This window comes from Pseudoalteromonas sp. A22, from assembly GCF_018141345.1.
In the GTDB taxonomy this organism is placed as follows: domain Bacteria; phylum Pseudomonadota; class Gammaproteobacteria; order Enterobacterales; family Alteromonadaceae; genus Pseudoalteromonas; species Pseudoalteromonas maricaloris.
The window spans coordinates 2,103,385-2,122,644 of sequence record NZ_CP047238.1 but is presented as its reverse complement, the minus strand read 5'-3'; the positions used below and the strand labels follow the sequence as shown (position 1 = coordinate 2,122,644).

At 42.5% G+C, this 19,260-nt stretch carries 19 protein-coding genes; 14 read left to right on the top strand and 5 right to left on the bottom strand.

From position 1 onward, the window contains the following. Positions 1-2 precede the first annotated feature (2 nt). The 3 genes from GSF04_RS14285 to GSF04_RS14275 form a co-directional block, all read right to left on the bottom strand. A complete protein-coding gene (locus GSF04_RS14285; protein ID WP_211857566.1) occupies positions 3-1,040 on the bottom strand; it encodes an agmatine deiminase family protein in 1,038 nt (345 codons plus the stop codon). Positions 1,041-1,154: 114 nt separating this feature from the next. Continuing rightward, positions 1,155-1,721, bottom strand: a complete 567-nt coding sequence (locus GSF04_RS14280) for a hypothetical protein (protein WP_010372743.1) — start codon at positions 1,719-1,721, stop codon at positions 1,155-1,157. 66 nt (positions 1,722-1,787) lie between these two features. Continuing rightward, entirely contained in the window at positions 1,788-3,656 is a 1,869-nt protein-coding gene (locus tag GSF04_RS14275) for a methyl-accepting chemotaxis protein (RefSeq protein WP_188249524.1), read from the bottom strand. Positions 3,657-3,820: 164 nt separating this feature from the next. Here GSF04_RS14275 and GSF04_RS14270 point away from each other — a divergent pair, with 164 nt between their 5' ends. Continuing rightward, positions 3,821-4,780: a DUF4382 domain-containing protein gene (locus tag GSF04_RS14270; RefSeq protein WP_211857565.1), complete on the top strand. Its 960-nt coding sequence runs from the start codon at positions 3,821-3,823 to the stop codon at positions 4,778-4,780. An 86-nt stretch (positions 4,781-4,866) separates the two neighbouring features. On the opposite strand, the gene ald is transcribed toward GSF04_RS14270, so the two are convergent. Continuing rightward, the gene (ald, locus tag GSF04_RS14265; protein WP_211857564.1) at positions 4,867-5,988 is read right to left on the bottom strand and encodes an alanine dehydrogenase; all 1,122 of its coding nucleotides are present in this window, start codon (positions 5,986-5,988) and stop codon (positions 4,867-4,869) included. Positions 5,989-6,127: 139 nt separating this feature from the next. On the opposite strand from ald, the gene lrp reads away from it, so the two are divergent. The 7 genes from lrp (at position 6,128) to rmf (ending at position 13,646) form a co-directional block, all read left to right on the top strand. After that, a complete protein-coding gene (gene lrp / locus GSF04_RS14260) occupies positions 6,128-6,607 on the top strand; it encodes a leucine-responsive transcriptional regulator Lrp (RefSeq protein ID WP_010372754.1) in 480 nt (159 codons plus the stop codon). A gap of 114 nt (positions 6,608-6,721) precedes the next feature. Then, positions 6,722-9,331, top strand: a complete 2,610-nt coding sequence (locus GSF04_RS14255; RefSeq protein ID WP_211857563.1) for a DNA translocase FtsK — start codon at positions 6,722-6,724, stop codon at positions 9,329-9,331. Further along, a complete protein-coding gene (gene lolA / locus GSF04_RS14250) occupies positions 9,331-9,969 on the top strand; it encodes an outer membrane lipoprotein chaperone LolA (RefSeq protein ID WP_211857562.1) in 639 nt (212 codons plus the stop codon). Before GSF04_RS14255 ends, lolA begins: the two co-directional genes overlap by 1 nt. Beyond that, positions 9,962-11,302 carry a replication-associated recombination protein A gene (locus GSF04_RS14245; RefSeq protein WP_010604732.1) on the top strand — a complete coding sequence of 447 codons (1,341 nt, stop codon included), beginning with the start codon at positions 9,962-9,964 and terminating at the stop codon, positions 11,300-11,302. The genes lolA and GSF04_RS14245 overlap by 8 nt, the downstream gene beginning before the upstream one ends. 2 nt (positions 11,303-11,304) lie before the next feature. Continuing rightward, positions 11,305-11,685, top strand: coding sequence for a fluoride efflux transporter CrcB (crcB, locus tag GSF04_RS14240; RefSeq protein WP_010604733.1), 381 nt, complete (start codon positions 11,305-11,307; stop codon positions 11,683-11,685). Between the two features lie 6 nt (positions 11,686-11,691). Continuing rightward, on the top strand, positions 11,692-12,987 hold the full coding sequence (serS, locus tag GSF04_RS14235; protein WP_211857561.1) for a serine--tRNA ligase: 1,296 nt from the start codon (positions 11,692-11,694) through the stop codon (positions 12,985-12,987). 488 nt (positions 12,988-13,475) lie between these two features. Continuing rightward, a complete protein-coding gene (gene rmf, locus GSF04_RS14230) occupies positions 13,476-13,646 on the top strand; it encodes a ribosome modulation factor (RefSeq protein WP_010372771.1) in 171 nt (56 codons plus the stop codon). A 78-nt stretch (positions 13,647-13,724) separates the two neighbouring features. On the opposite strand, the gene fabA is transcribed toward rmf, so the two are convergent. Continuing rightward, entirely contained in the window at positions 13,725-14,240 is a 516-nt protein-coding gene (fabA, locus tag GSF04_RS14225) for a 3-hydroxyacyl-[acyl-carrier-protein] dehydratase FabA (protein ID WP_010372774.1), read from the bottom strand. A gap of 240 nt (positions 14,241-14,480) precedes the next feature. On the opposite strand from fabA, the gene GSF04_RS14220 reads away from it, so the two are divergent. From GSF04_RS14220 to GSF04_RS14195, 6 genes are all read left to right on the top strand, one after another. Continuing rightward, on the top strand, positions 14,481-15,335 hold the full coding sequence (locus GSF04_RS14220; RefSeq protein ID WP_211857560.1) for a 6-carboxytetrahydropterin synthase: 855 nt from the start codon (positions 14,481-14,483) through the stop codon (positions 15,333-15,335). Continuing rightward, positions 15,328-16,152 carry a M23 family metallopeptidase gene (locus GSF04_RS14215; RefSeq protein ID WP_130126332.1) on the top strand — a complete coding sequence of 275 codons (825 nt, stop codon included), beginning with the start codon at positions 15,328-15,330 and terminating at the stop codon, positions 16,150-16,152. The genes GSF04_RS14220 and GSF04_RS14215 overlap by 8 nt, the downstream gene beginning before the upstream one ends. Beyond that, positions 16,149-16,583 (top strand): acyl-CoA thioesterase, encoded by a 435-nt coding sequence (locus GSF04_RS14210; protein ID WP_010372783.1) that lies wholly within the window; start codon positions 16,149-16,151, stop codon positions 16,581-16,583. Before GSF04_RS14215 ends, GSF04_RS14210 begins: the two co-directional genes overlap by 4 nt. 283 nt (positions 16,584-16,866) lie before the next feature. Further along, positions 16,867-17,232 carry a response regulator gene (locus GSF04_RS14205; protein ID WP_010372787.1) on the top strand — a complete coding sequence of 122 codons (366 nt, stop codon included), beginning with the start codon at positions 16,867-16,869 and terminating at the stop codon, positions 17,230-17,232. After that, entirely contained in the window at positions 17,229-17,810 is a 582-nt protein-coding gene (locus GSF04_RS14200; RefSeq protein ID WP_010372790.1) for a chemotaxis protein CheX, read from the top strand. Before GSF04_RS14205 ends, GSF04_RS14200 begins: the two co-directional genes overlap by 4 nt. Before the next feature lie 2 nt (positions 17,811-17,812). Beyond that, a complete protein-coding gene (locus GSF04_RS14195; RefSeq protein ID WP_211857559.1) occupies positions 17,813-19,111 on the top strand; it encodes an ATP-binding protein in 1,299 nt (432 codons plus the stop codon). Positions 19,112-19,260: the final 149 nt, after the last annotated feature.

The window sequence follows — 19,260 nt, the reverse complement described above, 5'->3', positions numbered from 1 at the left end:
ACTTACCTTAAAAAACCTTTTGGTAACTGCATCGTAATACAGTGCAGGCTACCGAATTGATGGATGATTGGTAGGCAGTTTACGCCAATTACCGTTCTTTCTGGGTGGGCGAGAGAGACTTTGTCCAGCGCTTCTTGATCTTTGTCGTCGCCATAGATAGGTACTAACACCGTTTTATTCAAGATCAGATAATTTGCATAGGTTGCAGGTAATCTCTCCCCCTCGTTATCAAACTTAGCACTAGGCCAAGGTAAACTAATCAAACGGTATGGATCGCCATTTGGGGTGCGGAATGTGCGTAGCTGCTGTTCCATTTTATTGAGGGCATCATAGTGCTCGTCTGATTTGTCGTCGCACTTAACATATACCAAGGTATTATCTGGTGCAAAACGCACTAACGTGTCGATATGACTATCCGTATCATCACCGGCTAAGTATCCATGATCTACCCACAGGAATGACTCAGCACCCAACTCTTTTTGCAACAATAGTTCTAATTCGATTTTACTTAGATGTGGATTGCGATTTGGGTTCAACAGACACTCTGAAGTGGTCAATAAGACATTGGACTCGTTGATCTCAATGCCGCCGCCTTCCAGTACCACGTCAACTTTTTCAAAGGTACAGTTTGGGTTGAGGACCTGTTTGGCTAGCTGCAGATTGATCTTATTGTCTAAATCCGCAGCAAACTTATTACCCCAACCCGTAAAGGTGAAATCCTTAATACATAGATTTCCTGTACTTGTTTGCGTTGTAAGTGGACCGTGGTCACGGGCCCATGTGTCATTGCAAGGCGTCACAACAAAGTGACACTTGGTTAAGCTAACCTCAGCTGCGCCGAGTAGGTTCTCGATATGCTGTTTTAGCGCTTCATTATGCGCCACGATAACGACTTCTTGAACTTGGGTAATATGTTGGCAAAGTGCAACGTACACAGGTTCAACGTCACTGAGAATGTCGCTCCAATCGGTATCAGAATGCGGCCAAGTAAGCATGATTGCATCTTGTGGTGCCCATTCTGGGAGTAAAGTAAAACTCATTAAATCATCACCATATAATAATAAGCCTATAGTTTATCATTAACCTCAGGTGTGTCAGTAAGTTTTGTGAAGATAATTGAGCATTTAAAGAAGGCACTTAATGCGTTAAATGCCTTATTGGTCTTTTTGCTGCTTCAGCTTAAGTTGTCTGGTCTGGGCGTGTAAGCTCGCCCGTACGAGCAACTCTTGATCCGCTTCTCTAATAGCGGTAAAGGCGAGGGTGAACTTACCATCTTGCTTGGCAATGACTTCTGAGTAGCAAAAGATAGCACTGGCTTCATTGCGCAAAAATATTTTAGTTCGTAACGATTGTCCGACCTCATAATCTGCTTCTAACGTTGCGGTCAGGCCGCCGCCGCCGTAGCTGTCACAAAATAGATGACTGTCGTCAGGCTCTTCGGTTGCGAGAATATGGCTGATAATTAAATCAATCTTACGTGATTGCGCCTGCAAATAAGCTGCTAACTCATTGGCAATATCACCCAGATTACGAAGTGGTCGCAGGGCATTAAGATCTAACTCATTAATTTCGTTAGCGAGCTTAAATAGCGGCGGAATTGCAGCTTCTAATTGATATTCGTTTTCTGGAACCATATTGTCATCAACCGGGTAGAGGTTGATCTGAACCTGTTCAGCTATCTGAAAATACTGTTCAAATAATTCCTGCAAATTCGCTTTCATGTTTTATCTCTTGGCATCGCGCCGCTTTACAACTGTCTCTATAGTAACGGTTTAGTTTACCGATAATCAAACTTTGAATTGCTCAAGTAGTTGTTCTTGGGTTGTTATCTTTTCTACTTGAGACTGCATGGTGGCATCTACGCTCTTAGCTTCGCTATACACCGACTCGGAAATACCACGAATTGATGAGCTACTGCTATTCACGTTATTTACAATGTCATTTTGCTCATTCAGCATATCAGCAATGCGGGAATTCAAATCGACAATATGGCGAATGGCACTACGCATATCTTCAAGCGCGGCTCGAGTTTGCTCTGCCTTTTCAACCGTTTTATCGACATAGTGTTGGCTTTGCTTCATTACAGTAACCGCGCTTTCTGAACCTGACTGTAGTTGACTTATCATTCCACGGATTTCAGTTGTGGCTTCTTGTGTTCTTTGTGCAAGCGATCTTACTTCGTCTGCAACGACGGCAAAGCCGCGGCCAGACTCACCGGCCCTTGCGGCTTCAATGGCAGCATTGAGCGCTAGGAGATTGGTTTGCTCAGCGATGCTGTTGATAACCGATAATATTTGCTCAATAGCTGTAGACGAGCTTTCTAACTCCGTAACTACGGTCATTGCCGAACTGATTTGATTAGATAGCTCTTGAATTGTCTCCGTTGTTTCTGCAACGATTTTTTCTCCTTGGCGAGCAACTTGGTCGGTGGTTTTAATTGCTTCAGCGGCTTCATGGGCAGATTGTGTTACTTGATGTTCAGTTGCAGACATGTGTGTTGTCGCTTCATCAAGGACTTTGATACTCGCTAATTGCTCTTGAATCGAAAGTTTGGCTTTATTTGCAACCTTAGATGTTTGTTGAGCATCGTTTAAAACTTCATGGCCTAGACCCTGAATATTCGCTATTAGAGACTGTAAGCTACTGGTAAAGGCATTAAAATTTTGCGCCAGTGCTGCAAATTCGGGTTCATGCTCGGTATTTAATCGTACGGTTAAGTCCGCATTACCGCGTGCGATAGCTGCCATGGCGGTGTTGATTTCATCAAGCGGCTTTAATAATAAGCTAATCACAAAAGAAAGTAGCACAGTCGCGAGCGCCACAGAAATAAAGGCAAATATGGCTGCATCTCTTTGCAGTCGTGAAAGTGCGGCAAAAACGGTGTCTTCATCCAGCATCACCCCTAAATACCAATCTAAGCCTTCGACTTCTTTAAACTGCACTAATTTGTCTTCGCCGTTGACTTCAACGTATTGGATATTTTCTGAGATACTTATATCACCGAGAAATGTACGAGAAGACTTACCATTTAGTTTTACATCAGGGTGTGAGATAGTCGACCCGTCTTTACTCACCATAAAGGCAAAACCCGCGTCTAGCAGGTTAAACGAGTTAATCATTTCGCCGAGTTTTGCCAAACTAACGTCGTAAAAAATCGCGCCGTTGAATTGACCTTGTTTAAACACTGGTGCACCGATTGATACCACAATTTCGTTGCTTACTGCATCAGCGTAAGGTGCTGTGATAATGAGCTTTCGTGCAGTTTTTGCGTCGGTATACCAAGGTCGCTTTCTCGGGTCCCAGTTTGCACCAGGGTTCCAATTTGGATCGCTAGCGACATATTTTCCTGTTTGCTCTTCACCATAACCTATCAGTAGGAAAGAGGTTGTGAGCTGTGGCTGCGAGAGGATAGGAAAGGCTGCGTCTAAGGTGTCAGTGGAAGCAACGAGATTGGTAGCAAGCGCGGCGAGATCGGTTGCTCCTTTCATTTGCGCAGTGACAGTGTTACCAATTCCTTGAATTATTTCATTCACACTTTGTTCGGCTTGTGCTTTGATTGCTGATTGCACGGAAATGTATTGAATAACAGATAAGATCAGTAATGCTGCAAGCAGCACAAGCGCAGAGACGGATACGACTTTGTGTTTAAACTTCACGGCCACACTCCAATAAGTTTGATACATTAAACTTATGACATTCAATAAGAAAATGCCAAATCTTCTGCGTTGATTTGAAGGTATTTCAAATTATTGCGTTTATATTAATTATTTATTCATGGTGCGCTTCCTATTCTTTAAGACTTAGAAGAGGAGAAAACATCATGTACAAACCAGTTTTAACAGCAATTGCCTCGGCAATGATACTCGCTGCATGCGGTGGCGGTTCAGGTTCTGACTCAAACGACAACAACACCACGCAACCGACCCAAAAAACCACCGTAAGTGTTGGTGTATCAGATGCTGCTGTGAATAATCTTGCAGAGGTAAACCTTGTTATTCAACGGCTGACATTTAGAGCATCTGGAAAAGAAGATGTCACATTTGATACCTTAGATGCGCAGGGTAATCCAATGAAAATCAATCTGCTTGAATATACGGGTGATGATATCTACTTGGTTGTAAATGACCAAGAGATCGATGCTGGTGATTATGAGTGGATCAGAGCCGATGTTGTAAATGGTAGTGCGGGGTCTAATTTCGATTTAACCTCTAGCGTGCGTTTTTTAGATGGTAGTCAAGCACCACTAGCCGTAACCCGTAAAGGTAACGATGGCGTAGGTGAGATCCAACTCAATAACTTCTCGTTAAATGAAGGTGAGAACCAAATCGTATTGGAGTTTGACTTAAATAAGGCGCTGTTGAAGCGCGGAAATGATGACACCGTTTATCTAAAACCAACAGCTGTCCGTTTGGAAAATCTGTTAACCAGTTTCGAGATTGAGGGCATGGTTAGCGAGTCTGTGAAAAATGCATGTATAGCAGATAACGCGGACCTAGCTCCTCTAGTCGGAGAGTACAAACACGTTATTTATCTTTATAAAGCGGATGTTGCAGTGCCAAGCGACATCAGTGATGAAGACTCAGCGCCAGTAGCAACCGCAAACTTAGATGTCGAGAGTGAATATGAGATAGCATTTATTGGTTCTGGAGATTACAAAGTAGGGTATTCGTGCTTAGGTCATTTAGATGATGCCGAAACGATAGATGCAGATTTTAGTTTGTATCAAACAAAAGATGTTACGTTAACGCAAGATACAGAAGTGAATTTCGAGACAAACTAATATCAACTAGTCATTTAGGCGAATTGGTATAACAGCAAAACAAAAAGGGCTTCAATTGAAGCCCTTTTTACTACTTAAATTCAAAATTAAGCATTTTCTAGTGCAGCGCGCGGGTCAACATATTCCATGTTGAAGCCTTCTGCCACTTCTTTACACGTTACGTGACCTTTCAGAACGTTTAAGCCGTCCATGAAGTGTTTGTCATTTAGTAGCGCTTGTTTGTAGCCTAAGTTTGCAAGCTTGATGATGTACGGAAGCGTTGCATTGTTAAGTGCAAACGTTGAAGTACGAGGTACAGCACCTGGCATGTTAGCTACACAGTAGTGAACTACGTCATCAACAATGTATGTTGGCTCTGCGTGTGTAGTCGCTTTAGAAGTAGCGATACAGCCACCTTGGTCGATTGCAACGTCAACAATAGCAGCACCAGGCTTCATTGCTTTGATGTGTTCTGCAGTTACAAGCTTAGGAGCCGCTGCACCAGGAATTAGTACGCCGCCGATCACAAGATCTGCTTCTAGTACGTGCTTTTCAAGTGCGTCAGCCGTTGAGTAGATAACTTTAGCTTGGCTACCAAACTGTGCATTCAAAGAACGTAATACATCAATGCTACGGTCAAGAATAGTAACGTCTGCGCCTAGACCTACCGCCATTTGCGCTGCGTTACGTCCAACCATACCACCACCGATCACAACGACTTTAGCTGGTTCAACACCAGGTACACCACCTAGCAGCATACCACGGCCTTCACGCGACTTTTCAAGCGCTTGAGCACCAGCTTGAATTGACATACGACCAGCAACTTCTGACATTGGCGCAAGCAGTGGAAGACCACCACGCGCATCAGTTACCGTTTCGTATGCGATACAGATAGCACCGCTCTTGATTAGATCTTCTGTTTGTGGAAGGTCTGGTGCTAGGTGAAGGTAAGTAAATAGGATTTGATCTTCACGTAGCATTGCGCGCTCAACAGCTTGAGGCTCTTTTACTTTAACAATCATATCAGCAGTAGCAAAAACTTCTGCCGCTGTGTCTAAAACTTTAGCACCAACTTGAACATAATCTTCGTCAGTAAAACCAATGCCGATACCAGCATTTGTTTCAACAACGACTTCGTGACCGTGATTGATTAGTTCACGAACGCTCGCAGGAACCATACCAACGCGGTATTCGTGGTTTTTTATCTCTTTAGGTACACCAATAATCATAATATTCGCCTCAAAATAAGAACGGGGTAAAATTTTTGACTATTATATTTACCTATAGCCAGTGTGTCTCACTGTTTTAATATTTCAATGTAGTGATATACTCTGAATTAATGAATCATTCAGGATAAAAAACTACACTATGTATCAACAACTAGACAGAATCGACAGAAAGATTTTAGTCGAACTTCAGAAAGATGGCAGAATTTCGAACGTAGAATTAGCCAAACGCATAGGATTGAGCGCTACGCCTTGCTTGGAGCGCGTTAAAAAGCTGGAGCGAGAAGGATTTATTCGAGGTTATAAAGCCGTAGTCGATCCTGCTAAGCTTGGACAGGGACTTTTAGTGTTTGTTGAAGTTACAGTGAATAAAAACTCGCCTGATGTGTTCGATAGATTTAATCAAGCAGTAAAGCAGCATGATGAAATTATTGAATGTCACCTTGTGTCCGGTAGTTTCGACTATTTATTGAAAACACGAGTGACCGACATGTCAGAATATCGCGGAGTGTTAGGAGAAATTTTACTTAAACTGCCAAACATCAGTGAAAGTCGAACTTTTGTGGTCATGGAAGAAGTAAAAGGAGAAGAAGGAGAAGTAATAAAACCTTGTGCACCTTGAGGTATTTCTTGGTAAGGTGTAAGTATATACAGCAATACTAACGCAAATCACTAATTTGCTGACGTTTTGGGCTTTTATAGTCCAGAAAAGAAACAGAAAAAAGGTTTAATTACAATGCGCTTAAATGGTGTGCAACGCCTCTTAGAGACAGGTTTGATTGTAAGCACGGCTGCAGCAATATTTATGTTGTGTGCGTTGATAAGTTTCGACCCAGCCGATCCTGCTTGGACTCAATCCGGTGAGTACGTAAAAGTAAACAATATAACGGGTGCTGCCGGAGCTTGGCTGGCAGACATTATGCTGCTGAGTTTCGGTTGGTTGGCATTTTTGATCCCAGCGGCACTTCAGTTTCTTGGTTATCTACTGTTTAAAAAACCGCATAAGCTACTGCAACTCGATTACACCACGCTAGGTTTACGCCTTATTGGCGCGACACTGTTTATTACCTCTGCAAGTGCAATCAGCAGCATCAATTTCGATGATATCTATAATTTCTCATCTGGTGGGGTAGTAGGGGATGTGGTTGCAGGGGCCATGATGCCTGCCTTTAACTTTACTGGTACTTCTATACTGTTACTGTGCTTTTTCTTTGCAGGAATGACGCTACTTACTGGTGTATCTTGGGTTGAATTTGTTGATTATTTAGGTGAAAAGGTACTCGCCGGTTTTAGATGGTTACGCGATAGGCTGACAGCAGAGCGCAATATAGAGCAAACGCAGTCAGTTTCTCAGAAACCGGAGGGTGCTGGCACCAAAACGGATAGAGTAGAAAGTGAGACACCAATAATAGCTACTGAGCGAAAAGATGATCTTGAGCAGGTTTACCAGCAACAAACCGATACGGAAATTAATATAGATTTCGACGCTGAAGAAGAACCCAGTGGACTTGGCAAATTAAAAGATAAATTGTTCCGCAAAACGAATACTGAACCTGCACCTCAAACCACGGCTGCATCGCACTCTGATTTACAAGAGAAGAAAGAGCCGTCGGTATTTGATGAGCTAGATGATATTCTAGAGCAAGAAATCAACTTTTCAGCGATAGAGGATGAGCCACTAGATACTGTCGCAGCATTAAATGCCTTGGATGAAGCACCAGTGCATGAAACCAAAGTGGTTTCTCCGGCAAGGCCTCTTAAGACTAAAGTACCTGAAAAGGCGGCCAATGGTTATCAGCCTCCACCAAGCGCAAAAGAGCAATTTGAAGCGCTTCTAGAAGCTCAGCCACCTGCAGATCCATTGCCTTCATTAGATCTCTTGGATAGACCTGACAAGGCTAAAAACCCAATTTCGCAAGAAGAGTTAGATCAGGTCTCGCGGTTAGTTGAAACTAAGCTATTAGACTTCAATGTTCAGGCCCAGGTAGTTGGCGTCTATCCTGGCCCTGTCGTTACGCGCTTTGAGTTAGATCTCGCGCCGGGCATTAAAGTTGCTAAGATCACAGGTTTAGCAAAAGACTTAGCGCGTTCATTATCTGCAGTCAGTGTGCGTGTAGTTGAGGTTATCCCAGGCAAGACGTATGTGGGTTTAGAGCTACCTAACAAACACCGTGAAATCGTGCGTTTGTCTGAAGTGATAGGCGCCCCTAAGTTTGAACAAAATCCATCTCCTTTGACTATGGTGCTTGGTAAAGATATCGCAGGCCAACCGGTCGTTGCTGATTTAGGCAAAATGCCGCATCTGCTGGTGGCCGGTACCACTGGTTCTGGTAAGTCAGTGGGCGTTAATGTCATGATCTTAAGCTTGTTATATAAGTCGCCGCCAGAAGATGTGCGAATGATCATGATAGATCCGAAAATGCTTGAGCTCTCAGTTTACGAAGGTATCCCACATTTATTATGCGAAGTGGTTACCGATATGAAAGAGGCAGCAAACGCGCTACGCTGGTGTGTGGGGGAAATGGAACGCCGTTATAAGCTGATGTCGGCGCTCGGTGTTCGTAACCTCAAAGGTTACAATCAAAAGATTAAAGACGCTAAAGAAGCGGGTCATCCTATTTTAGATCCACTCTTTAAAGATACAGACGGTATGGCGGATGAACCACAAGAGCTAGATAAATTACCGAGTATCGTTGTCGTTATAGACGAATTTGCCGACATGATGATGATTGTTGGTAAAAAAGTAGAAGAGTTAATTGCACGTATTGCACAAAAGGCGCGAGCGGCAGGCATACATTTAGTACTGGCAACACAGCGCCCATCAGTGGATGTCATTACGGGTTTGATCAAAGCGAATATACCAACGCGAATGGCGTTCCAAGTATCAAGTAAGATTGATTCACGTACAATCTTAGACCAGCAAGGTGCAGAAAACCTATTGGGTATGGGTGACATGCTCTATTTGCCGCCAGGAACGAGTGTTCCGGTTCGTGTACATGGCGCGTTTGTTGACGATCATGAAGTACATGCGGTAGTGAGTGACTGGAAAGCAAGAGGCAAACCAAACTACGTAGAAGAAATTCTATGCGGTGAAGCAACCGAGGATATTTTACTACCAGGCGAAGCACCGGAAGGTGGGGATGAAGAGTCTGACCCACTTTATGATGAAGCCGTTGGGTTTGTTATTGAAACAGGCAAAGTGTCTGTTTCGAGTGTACAACGTAAGTTAAGAGTTGGTTATAACCGTGCCGCTCGATTAGTTGAGCAAATGGAAATGTCGGGAGTGGTAAGTGCTCCTGGTCATAATGGTGCACGAGATGTATTGGTAAAAGGTGGAGCCAATTAATGAAAAAATTTAAGCAAATTGCGTTGCTAACGGTACTATCAAACCTCCTTATTCAGCCAGTGTGGGCTGATGAGGCTGCGATGCAAAGTCTAAAAGGAAGACTGGCTGAATTAAGCAGCTTTCAAGGTAAGTTTGAGCAAATAGTTAAGGATCAAGAAGGCAATGAGTTGCAAACCGGTGAAGGGGCGATAACCTTAGCGCAGCCACTAAAAATCCGCTGGCAACAAGAGATGCCGGATGACACTTTATTTGTATCAAGCGGAGCAACAACCTATTACTACGATACGTTTGCCGAGCAAGTGACCATCCTAGATACGACTAAACTTATTGATACTACGCCATTTGTGCTACTAACGACCCAAGAGGACAGTCAATGGTTGAAGTACAACGTAGCACTTAACGGTCAAGAATATCTGATCACGCCAAAAAACAAAGTAGACTCGCAGGTAGAGCAATTAACACTGCGTTTTGATGATAAAAACGACGGCTTAGCATTATTGAAAGTGAACGATATTTCAGGTCAAGTCTCTACGTTTAGCTTTAAAGAAAGCAAAGTCAATGTACCAGTAAAAGAGAGTTTGTTTGAGTTTACAATTCCACAAGGAGTGGTCGTAGACGACCAAAGAGGCAGTGACTAGTTTAGGGTTTGATTTTACACCAGATGTACGACCGTTGGCCGCAAGAATGCGGCCAACCTCGTTAGAGCATTATGTCGGGCAGAGTCATATTTTGTCCAAAGGCTCTGTACTTTATCGTGCGATCGAATCTGGACGCTGTCATAGCCTGATCCTTTGGGGGCCACCCGGAGTGGGTAAAACCACCCTTGCTGAGATCATTGCCAACTATGCGGATGCAGAGCTTATCAAGCTTTCCGCTGTTAGTGCAGGAATTAAAGAGGTTCGTGAAGCGGTAGTCGATGCTAAGAACCGATTAGCTCAGTTTGGCAGACGTACGCTGTTATTTGTTGATGAAGTACATCGCTTTAACAAATCCCAGCAAGACGGATTTTTACCTCACATTGAAGATGGCACCTTTATTTTTATTGGCGCGACCACTGAAAACCCTTCTTTTGCACTGAATAACGCGATCTTGTCTCGCGCGCGTGTCTATACCTTACAATCGCTTGTAGAGGATGAATTAGGTCAAGTACTCAAAGATGCGTTGTCCCGCGATGAACAGCTGTCGAAATTAGCGATCACCATTGATGACAGCGCGCTTGAACTCATCGCCAAAGCAGCTTCGGGAGATGCGAGAAAGGCACTTAATTTGCTGGAGCAGGCGGTTGACTTAAGTTTTGAGCCAAATTCAAACACTCATTTGGTGAATGAACTTGTACTAAAACAAGTATTGCCCAGCCAATTATCAAGTTATGACAATAAGGGCGACCTATATTATGACCTAATCTCAGCGTTTCATAAGTCAGTTCGTGGCAGCGCACCAGATGCGGCACTTTATTGGTATTGCAAAATATTAGCAGGTGGAGGCGATCCTCTCTATGTTGCAAGGCGATTGCTGGCGATCGCCACTGAAGATATCGGCAATGCAGACCCAAGAGCGATGCAAGTTGCGTTAAATGCTTGGGATATATTTCATCGGGTAGGGCCAAGTGAAGGAGAGCGTGCGATAGCACAGGCAACGCTTTATCTTGCGAGTGCGCCAAAAAGTAATGCGGTCTACATGGCGTTCAATCAAGCTAAACGTGATGCTGCAAGTGATCCGAATTACCCCGTACCTGAACATCTCAGAAACGCACCGACAAAACTAATGAAAGAACTCGGTTTTGGCGAAGAATACCGTTATGCGCATAATGAACCAGGCGCCTTTGCCGCCGGAGAAAATTACTTTCCAGAAGCCATTCAAGAGCGACAATATTATCACCCGACAGATAGGGGACTTGAGAAACAAATCGCCGACAAGCTCAACTATCTACAGACGCAAAATGCGCAAAGTAGCACCAAGAGGTACAAGTAGCGATGCTAATAAATTATCTCACAATTGCCCTAGGTGGAGCGTTTGGTGCAATGTTACGCTTTTTTATCAGCGATATGTCGATAAAACTCTTAGGTAAGGGATTCCCTTTTGGGACGTTGATCGTTAATATTCTTGGTTCATTATTGATGGGTGTGCTTTACGGTTTAATTGAAAAAGAAGTTATTTCAGTTTCTCCATCTAAAACGTTGATAGGTATTGGCTTTTTAGGTGCGCTGACTACTTTTTCTACATTCTCAATGGATTCCTTGTTGTTACTTCAACAAGGGCAATATGTGAAAATGGCGTTTAACGTCACATTAAACGTGGTGGCGTGTATCTTTATGGCCTGGGTTGGTCTCTGCCTCATCATGCAAAAAGGTTAAAAAACAATGTTAGATTCTAAATACTTTCGTCAAGACATCGAGGAAGCCGCTGCGCGTCTGAAAAAGCGTGGTTTTGAACTCGATGTTGCTAAGATCACCGAATTAGAAGAAAAGCGCAAAGCGCTACAAACCAAAACTCAGGAATTACAGAGTGAGCGTAACAGTTCCTCCAAAGCGATTGGTCAAGCTAAAGCGAAAGGGGAAGACGTTCAACCTTTACTAGATGCTGTTGCAAACTTGGGCGACCAATTAAGTGCAGCGAAAGAAGAGCAGGATAAAATTCTTGCTGAACTTAATGACTACGCAATGTCGTTGCCAAACCTCCCTGCTGAAGAGGTACCTGCAGGTGCCGATGAGTCTGAGAATGTTGAAGTAAGCACTTGGGGTGAGCCAAAGCAGTTTGATTTTGAAGTTAAAGATCATGTTGACCTTGGCGAAGCGCTTGATAAGGGTCTCGATTTCGAAACTGGTGTTAAGCTAAGTGGTTCTCGCTTTACAGTGATGCGCGGTGGCGTAGCACGTATGCATAGAGCACTTGTACAACTGATGCTGAATACGCACACTGAGCAAAATGGTTATACCGAAATGTATGTACCATATCTTGTGAATAAAGCGAGCTTGTTTGGCACGGGTCAACTTCCTAAGTTTGCAGAAGATTTGTTCCATACAGAAGCATTATCTGAAGACCAAGATGGCTTTAGCCTAATTCCGACGGCAGAAGTACCGTTAACTAACTGCGCTCGTGATGTTATTTACGACGAAAAAGAGCTGCCGATTAAGATGACGGCGCACACGCCTTGTTTTAGAAGCGAAGCAGGTAGTTATGGGCGTGATACGCGCGGACTTATCCGTCAACATCAGTTTGATAAAGTTGAACTTGTGCAACTGGTTAAACCCGAAGATTCAATGGCTGCGTTAGAAGAGTTAACGGGCCATGCTGAGCAAATTTTACAAGCACTTGGCTTACCTTACAGAAAAGTGGTGCTTTGTACTGGAGACATGGGCTTCGGTGCGACGAAGACGTACGATTTGGAAGTTTGGTTACCAGCGCAAAATACCTACAGAGAAATCTCTTCTTGTTCAAACATGTGGGATTTCCAAGCGCGCCGTATGCAAGCGCGTTTCCGCCGTAGTGGTGAGAAGAAGCCAGAACTACTTCATACTCTTAATGGTTCTGGTTTAGCGGTAGGTCGTACTCTAGTTGCGATTTTAGAAAACTACCAGCAGGCAGATGGATCAATTATTGTGCCTGATGCACTAAAACCATATATGGGTGGTATAGAGGTTATTAAAGCAAGCTAAGACAGTACTGCTTAATTGAGCTTTGCTCGATTTAAAAACTCAAGTTATTGAAAAGAGGTTGGATTCGTCCAGCCTCTTTTTATTACTATATTATGAATGTTTTTTTACAGAGAAATATAGAAAAACAAGATCATCAACCAATAATTTACGTCTTGAATATCTAGGTATCTATATAAAATTAAAATGATTATGCTTTTTGTGCTCAGCTGTACAAGAATTACATTTCTGATCATTGCATGACTCGCTGAGATGTGATTTATTGAAGGTATGGGTTTGGCCAAATCTCATCGGTAAGTAGCACATCTGTATGAAATACGATGTCGCTCGTGTTTAACTTTTCTCAATAAAATCTTTAATTTAAATTGTTAGTACGAATTGTCATTATATCGCAAGTCACTATCTTCGTTTTGAATGACGTTCGCTTAAGTTTGAACTACACAGTATTAGAAACGCTAATGCTGATCGAGAAAAAGGTGAGGATATTACCTATGAAGAGACAGAAAAGAGACCGTTTAGAAAGAGCACATTCACAAGGATTTAAGGCAGGATTAGCCGGTCGGTCGAAAGAAAATTGTCCCTATCAACAAGTAGAACACAGATCAGAATGGTTAGGCGGATGGCGAGAAGCGATGGATAATCGCAACATCTTTAAAACCTGATACCGAATTTTAGGAGAGCAAAGCCCCAGATGGGGCTTTGTGTGTTTTTAAAGCTATAAAACGATAACAGCGAAAAAGTTAAAATGCGCTGGTATCTTGGAAAAGACCTACTTTCAAATCTTTTGCTTCATAGATCACGCGACCATCAACTTCGACGATGCCATCTGCTAGACCCATAAATAGCTTGCGTTTGATAACGCGCTTCATTTCAATGCGATAAGTCACTTTTTTAGCAGTCGGTAAGATTTGACCCGTAAACTTCACTTCGCCCACACCGAGTGCACGACCAAGACCAGGACCGCCAGACCAACCAAGGAAGAAGCCAACCAATTGCCACATCGCATCCAAACCTAAACAACCAGGCATTACTGGATCACCTTTAAAGTGGCAGTCGAAGAACCACAGATCAGGATTGATGTCGAGTTCAGCAATAATTTGACCTTTACCATGCTCACCACCGTCATCATTAATTTGAACGATGCGATCCATCATCAGCATGTTGTCGCTAGGTAGGCGGCAGTTGCCTTCACCAAACATTTCTCCACGACCACATAAAATAAGTTCTTCTTTTGTATAGCTGTTCTTCGGTTCCATAAATCTTCTTCTTAACTTGCAAATTGACGCTACTTTAGCGTACAGATGTACGCTAAACAACTCCGAACAGTTAAAAAGCGTACGGAGACTTGTAAATTTTGCGCTAAAGATATGTCTATTTGATTAAATTTCAAAAAATTGAAGAGATTAAATGCAAATCAGTTCCAATTAGGGGCGATTTATAATGTGAAAATCATTATAATCGGGGATGATTTTTTAGCAGGCTATTTTGGGTGACCTATGCTCCTTTTTGTTGACTCTTTGACCGTAATTGATTTTTCGTACCTTTGCCCACGTCGTGGTGCGGTAGGTGAAAGTTGGATCACCGATATTGTGTTGCATGGTGAGCTAAACGAAGAGTCTATGGTGTTAGACTTTGCAAAAGTTAAAAAGCAAATCAAACGTATTATCGACGAAAAGCTGGATCACAAATTAGCGGTACCCAGCGCGCTTGCGTGTAATGCAAAACACAGTGAAGGCCGATTTGAATTTGATATGCAATTTGATGGAAATCACTTAGCCATGAATGCACCGGAAGAGGCGGTGTGTGTAGTGGAAGGGGATGAAATCAATGAAGTCAATGCCATTGCTTACCTTAAGTCTGTTATTATGCCGCATATGCCTGAAAACGTGAAAGATTTAGATATAACACTGCGTCCAGAGGCTGCAACAGGCTTCTATTATCACTACAGCCATGGCTTAAAGAAACACGATGGCAACTGTCAGCGTATTATTCATGGTCATCGTTCATTGATTGGTGTGAAGCTCAACGATATCAGCATGCCTAGATTACAAAAACAATGGGCGGATAAATGGCAAGATATTTATCTTGGCAGTGAAGAAGACTTGATTGATCCTAGTTTGCTTCAGTATGTAACCGCTCAAGATAAAGATTATGCGTTCGCGTATACCTCGTCGCAGGGATATTTTGAGTTGGCGATCAGCAAATCGCGTTGCGATATATTACCTTGCGATACAACAGTTGAATGTATTGCGGATTATCTTGCAGGCCAAATAAAGCTTGAAAATCCACATGATAAGGTTGAAGTAAGAGCATACGAAGGGGTTGGAAAAGGAGCGATTGCGTATGCTTAAACGTGCAATTGTCATATTGCTTGCGAGCACCACATTATTTGCTGAGGCGCTTGAATTAAAAGGTAACCTGACACAAGGTGGCTTGGTCGTCGGTAAGCTTGAAAATGCAACTGAGATAAAGCTAAACGAAACAGAATTAAAGCGCTCTAAAGATGGTTATTTCGTGTTTGGTTTTGGCCGTGATGCTGAACTTAACCACATCTTGAGTTGGCAGTCTGATGATGGTCAAAAGCATCGCCAAGCGATAGTGATCACGAAAAGAGATTACGATATAGACAAGATCACGGGAGTGGCGAAAAAGTATGTTTCGCCACCAGAGTCGGTGCTAAAGCGCATACGTGAAGAAGCACAAGCCGTGTCAAAAGCAAGACAAGGCAATTCGGATTTATTATTCTTTAAAGACCCCGTTTTCAGACCTGCGAAGGGCCGTATTTCAGGTGTTTATGGTAGCCAAAGATATTTTAATGGTGAGCCAAAACGACCACATTTTGGATTAGATATCGCAAACAAAACGGGTGAGCCGGTCTTAGCGCCGGTATCGGGTAAAGTGGTGTTTGCAAATCCAGATCTTTATTACAGTGGCGGCACTTTGATTATCGATCACGGTCACGGCATTACCTCTACGTATATCCATCTTAGTAAACTGGATGTTAAGGTTGGCGATACGGTAGAAACAGGCGATAAAATCGCTGAAATTGGCGCGACGGGCAGGGTAACTGGCCCGCATTTAGATTGGCGCTTTAATTGGTTCGGGGAGCGACTCGATCCAGCTCTACTTATGAAAGATACAATAGCGGATAAAGCAGTACAAAAATGACAGACGAACAAAGACAAGCCATTGTTGAGCAACGCATTAAAAGCTCAATCACACACGTAACAAAAACCGTATTCCCAGGTCGTACAAACCACCATAACACCTTATTTGGTGGTGACGCACTGGCTTGGATGGACGAAGTTGCCTTTATTGCTGCAACGCGTTTTTGTCGCAAACCTTTGGTAACGATTTCGTCAGACCGAGTCGATTTCAAAGAGGCAATTCCTGCTGGTACTTTTGCTGAATTAGTATCTAAAGTAGTGCATGTTGGTAATACCAGCTTAAAGGTTGATGTTGAAATCTATCTTGAAAGAATGCACAAAGATGATAAACACTTAGCAATTACCGGTAGTTTTACCTTTGTTGCCGTAGATGACAATCATAGGCCAACTCCTGTGGTTTGTGACAAAATGCTAAACGGCTTTGATAGCTAGTTTTTCGCTAAGATTTTATTTTTAAAATCTCTAAAGCAAATATAGGGCTTAGCCCTATATTTAATAGATTAAAAAGAACACATCATACAAAGATTTTTAAAATTGCTATTCGTCAAGAACGGCTAAAACCATTTATGATAATTAATCGAGGCATCATTTGTTATTCGAATCGAATTTCCTTTATTCAGAGGACAAATGAGTCACTTTTTACTCATAATTTTTTGACAGTCAAAAAGCCAAAGACCATACTTTTTACCAATATAGTGAAATAGGAGTGGTGCTCATGGCAATTCCAGTAACCGTTGCAGACGATTCTATGATGTCGAGAAAGGCTGTGCTTAGGGCAATACCTGAAGACTGGGATGTCGAGGTCAGTGAGGCAAAAAATGGCAAAGAAGCATTGGTGATGGTTGAGCAGGGCAAAGCTGAGGTGTTATTTTTGGATCTCACTATGCCAGAAATGGATGGTTTTGAAGTTCTTACGCATCTACACGAACACCACGCAAAAACCGTGGTAATCGTTATTTCCGCTGATATTCAGCCCGAAGCGAAGAAGTTGGTGGATAAACTCGGCGCATTTCGCTTTTTGCAAAAGCCATTACAAAAAGAAGAGTTACATAACACGCTACAAGAGCTAGGTTTATTATGAACATGCCACTCAGTGAAGAGCAAAGGGATGGCTTGCAAGAGCTAATGAATATATCCATGGGCCAGGCAGCGAACTCTTTAGCTCGATTAATTGAAACGAAAATTAGCTTATCTATCCCTGAAATTACTTCGGTAAGCCCAAATCAACTCAATGAGATCTGTAATACCGCACATGTTTACAGAACGAGGCAGTCATTTTTAGGGGAAATTAAAGGTGAAGTCATTAATCTATTGTCACCGCAAGGCTTACAAGAAATAGCCGAGCTTATGGACTACGATAGTCCACTCGATGACTCTGATCTCAATGAAGTCTTATTAGATTTGTCTAACATTTTGGCTGGTGCATGTTTAAACGGCTTTTCTAGCCAGCTAGAGCTTAAAACCTCATTGACTATGCCGACTATTTATAAACATCAACTATCCGACGACATTGCTGAGTGGAAAACCACATTAGTAATGAAAATTGCATTTATAATCGAGTCTATTGCTTTTGATTCGAGAGTGATTATTTGTTTAGATGAAAACTCCATTAAAACAGTGATCCAAAAACTTAATGCCATGCTTGGAATAGAGGACTGACTGTGTTTAGCGAATTGCAGCGTTACATTCCGGTTGGAATTTGTGTCCTAGACCAAGCACATACGGTGGTTTTTGCGAATGATTTTTTGAAAAACCGGCTACCGGATAACACTCCCAAAAATATTGAGGGCATGTCCATCGATGAGGTATTTCCTGAAGCTGCAAAAATCATTAAGCGGAAATTGAAGAGTGTTTTTGCTTTAAAAGCAGCAAGTTTTAGCTACTGGGAGCATCGCCCTCACGTGTTTGAACTTAGCAGCAGCCGTCCCGTTACTGGCGATGAAACTTCAATGTATCAGAACATTCAATATGTGCCGATTTTTGAGCATTCTGAAGAAGTGAAAAAGGTATGCGTGATCATACAAGATGTGACGGAGCTTGCGAGCTATTATCAAGAGCAAAAACGTCTAACCGAAGCATTAGAGATAGAAAAGCAGGAGTTAAAAACACTCAACCTTAAGTTAGAAGCTGCACAAAACCAATTACTACAGTCTGAGAAAATGGCTGCAATTGGCCAACTTGCTGCTGGCGTGGCGCATGAAATCAACAATCCAATTGGTTTTGTGAATTCCAATATTCAAAGTTTAGAAGGCCAGGCTAGCGGGCTGTTTGCGATGCTCGATTTTTATGAATCGAATTTTAGTACACTTGCTGACATTGGTTTAGCACAGCAGGAGCAGCAGCTCCAAAATCAGCATAGTATTGATTTTTTAAAGGAGGACGTGCCTGAATTACTGCAAGAATGCTTAGAAGGGCTGGACCGAGTCTCTAAGATAGTTGAGAGTTTGAAATCCTTTTCTCATGTTGATAACCAGGAGTGGCAAGAGGCAGATCTCATTAAAGGGATTGAAAGTACGCTGAAAATAGCCAATAACTCAATTAAGTACCATGCGGTTATCAACAAAACTTACTCGCTTGATGATGAAGTGTTGCTATATTGTCAGCCGATGCAGATTAATCAGGTATTTTTAAATTTAATCATCAATGCTGCACAGTCGATAGAGTCAAGCGGTGCGGTAACTATCTCTATCGAAGATAAACAAAACGAGGTGATTATTGCCATCCAAGACACTGGCAAAGGGATCCCAGCTGAGGACATCAATAAAATTTTTAACCCATTTTTTACCACCAAACCTGTTGGTCAAGGTACTGGCCTTGGTCTGTCTCTATCATATAGCATCGTCGCCAAGCACAAGGGTCGCATTCAAGTTGACTCACAAGTCGGTGTAGGCACAACGTTTACGGTATCCTTTCCTAAACTCAGCGAAGCAGATTTCTCCGACGAATTTACGGATAAGTAATCAATCAAACCCAGTTCATAATAAAATTAGCCTTCATTAGGTTAGCGTTTCTTTGCAATTCATGTACTTCCTTATTGTTTTTGTTCTGATTATCCAGTTTTCAATCAGTTGGCTTTAGCTTTCTGCCACAGGTTTCGTTGTCAAAAAAT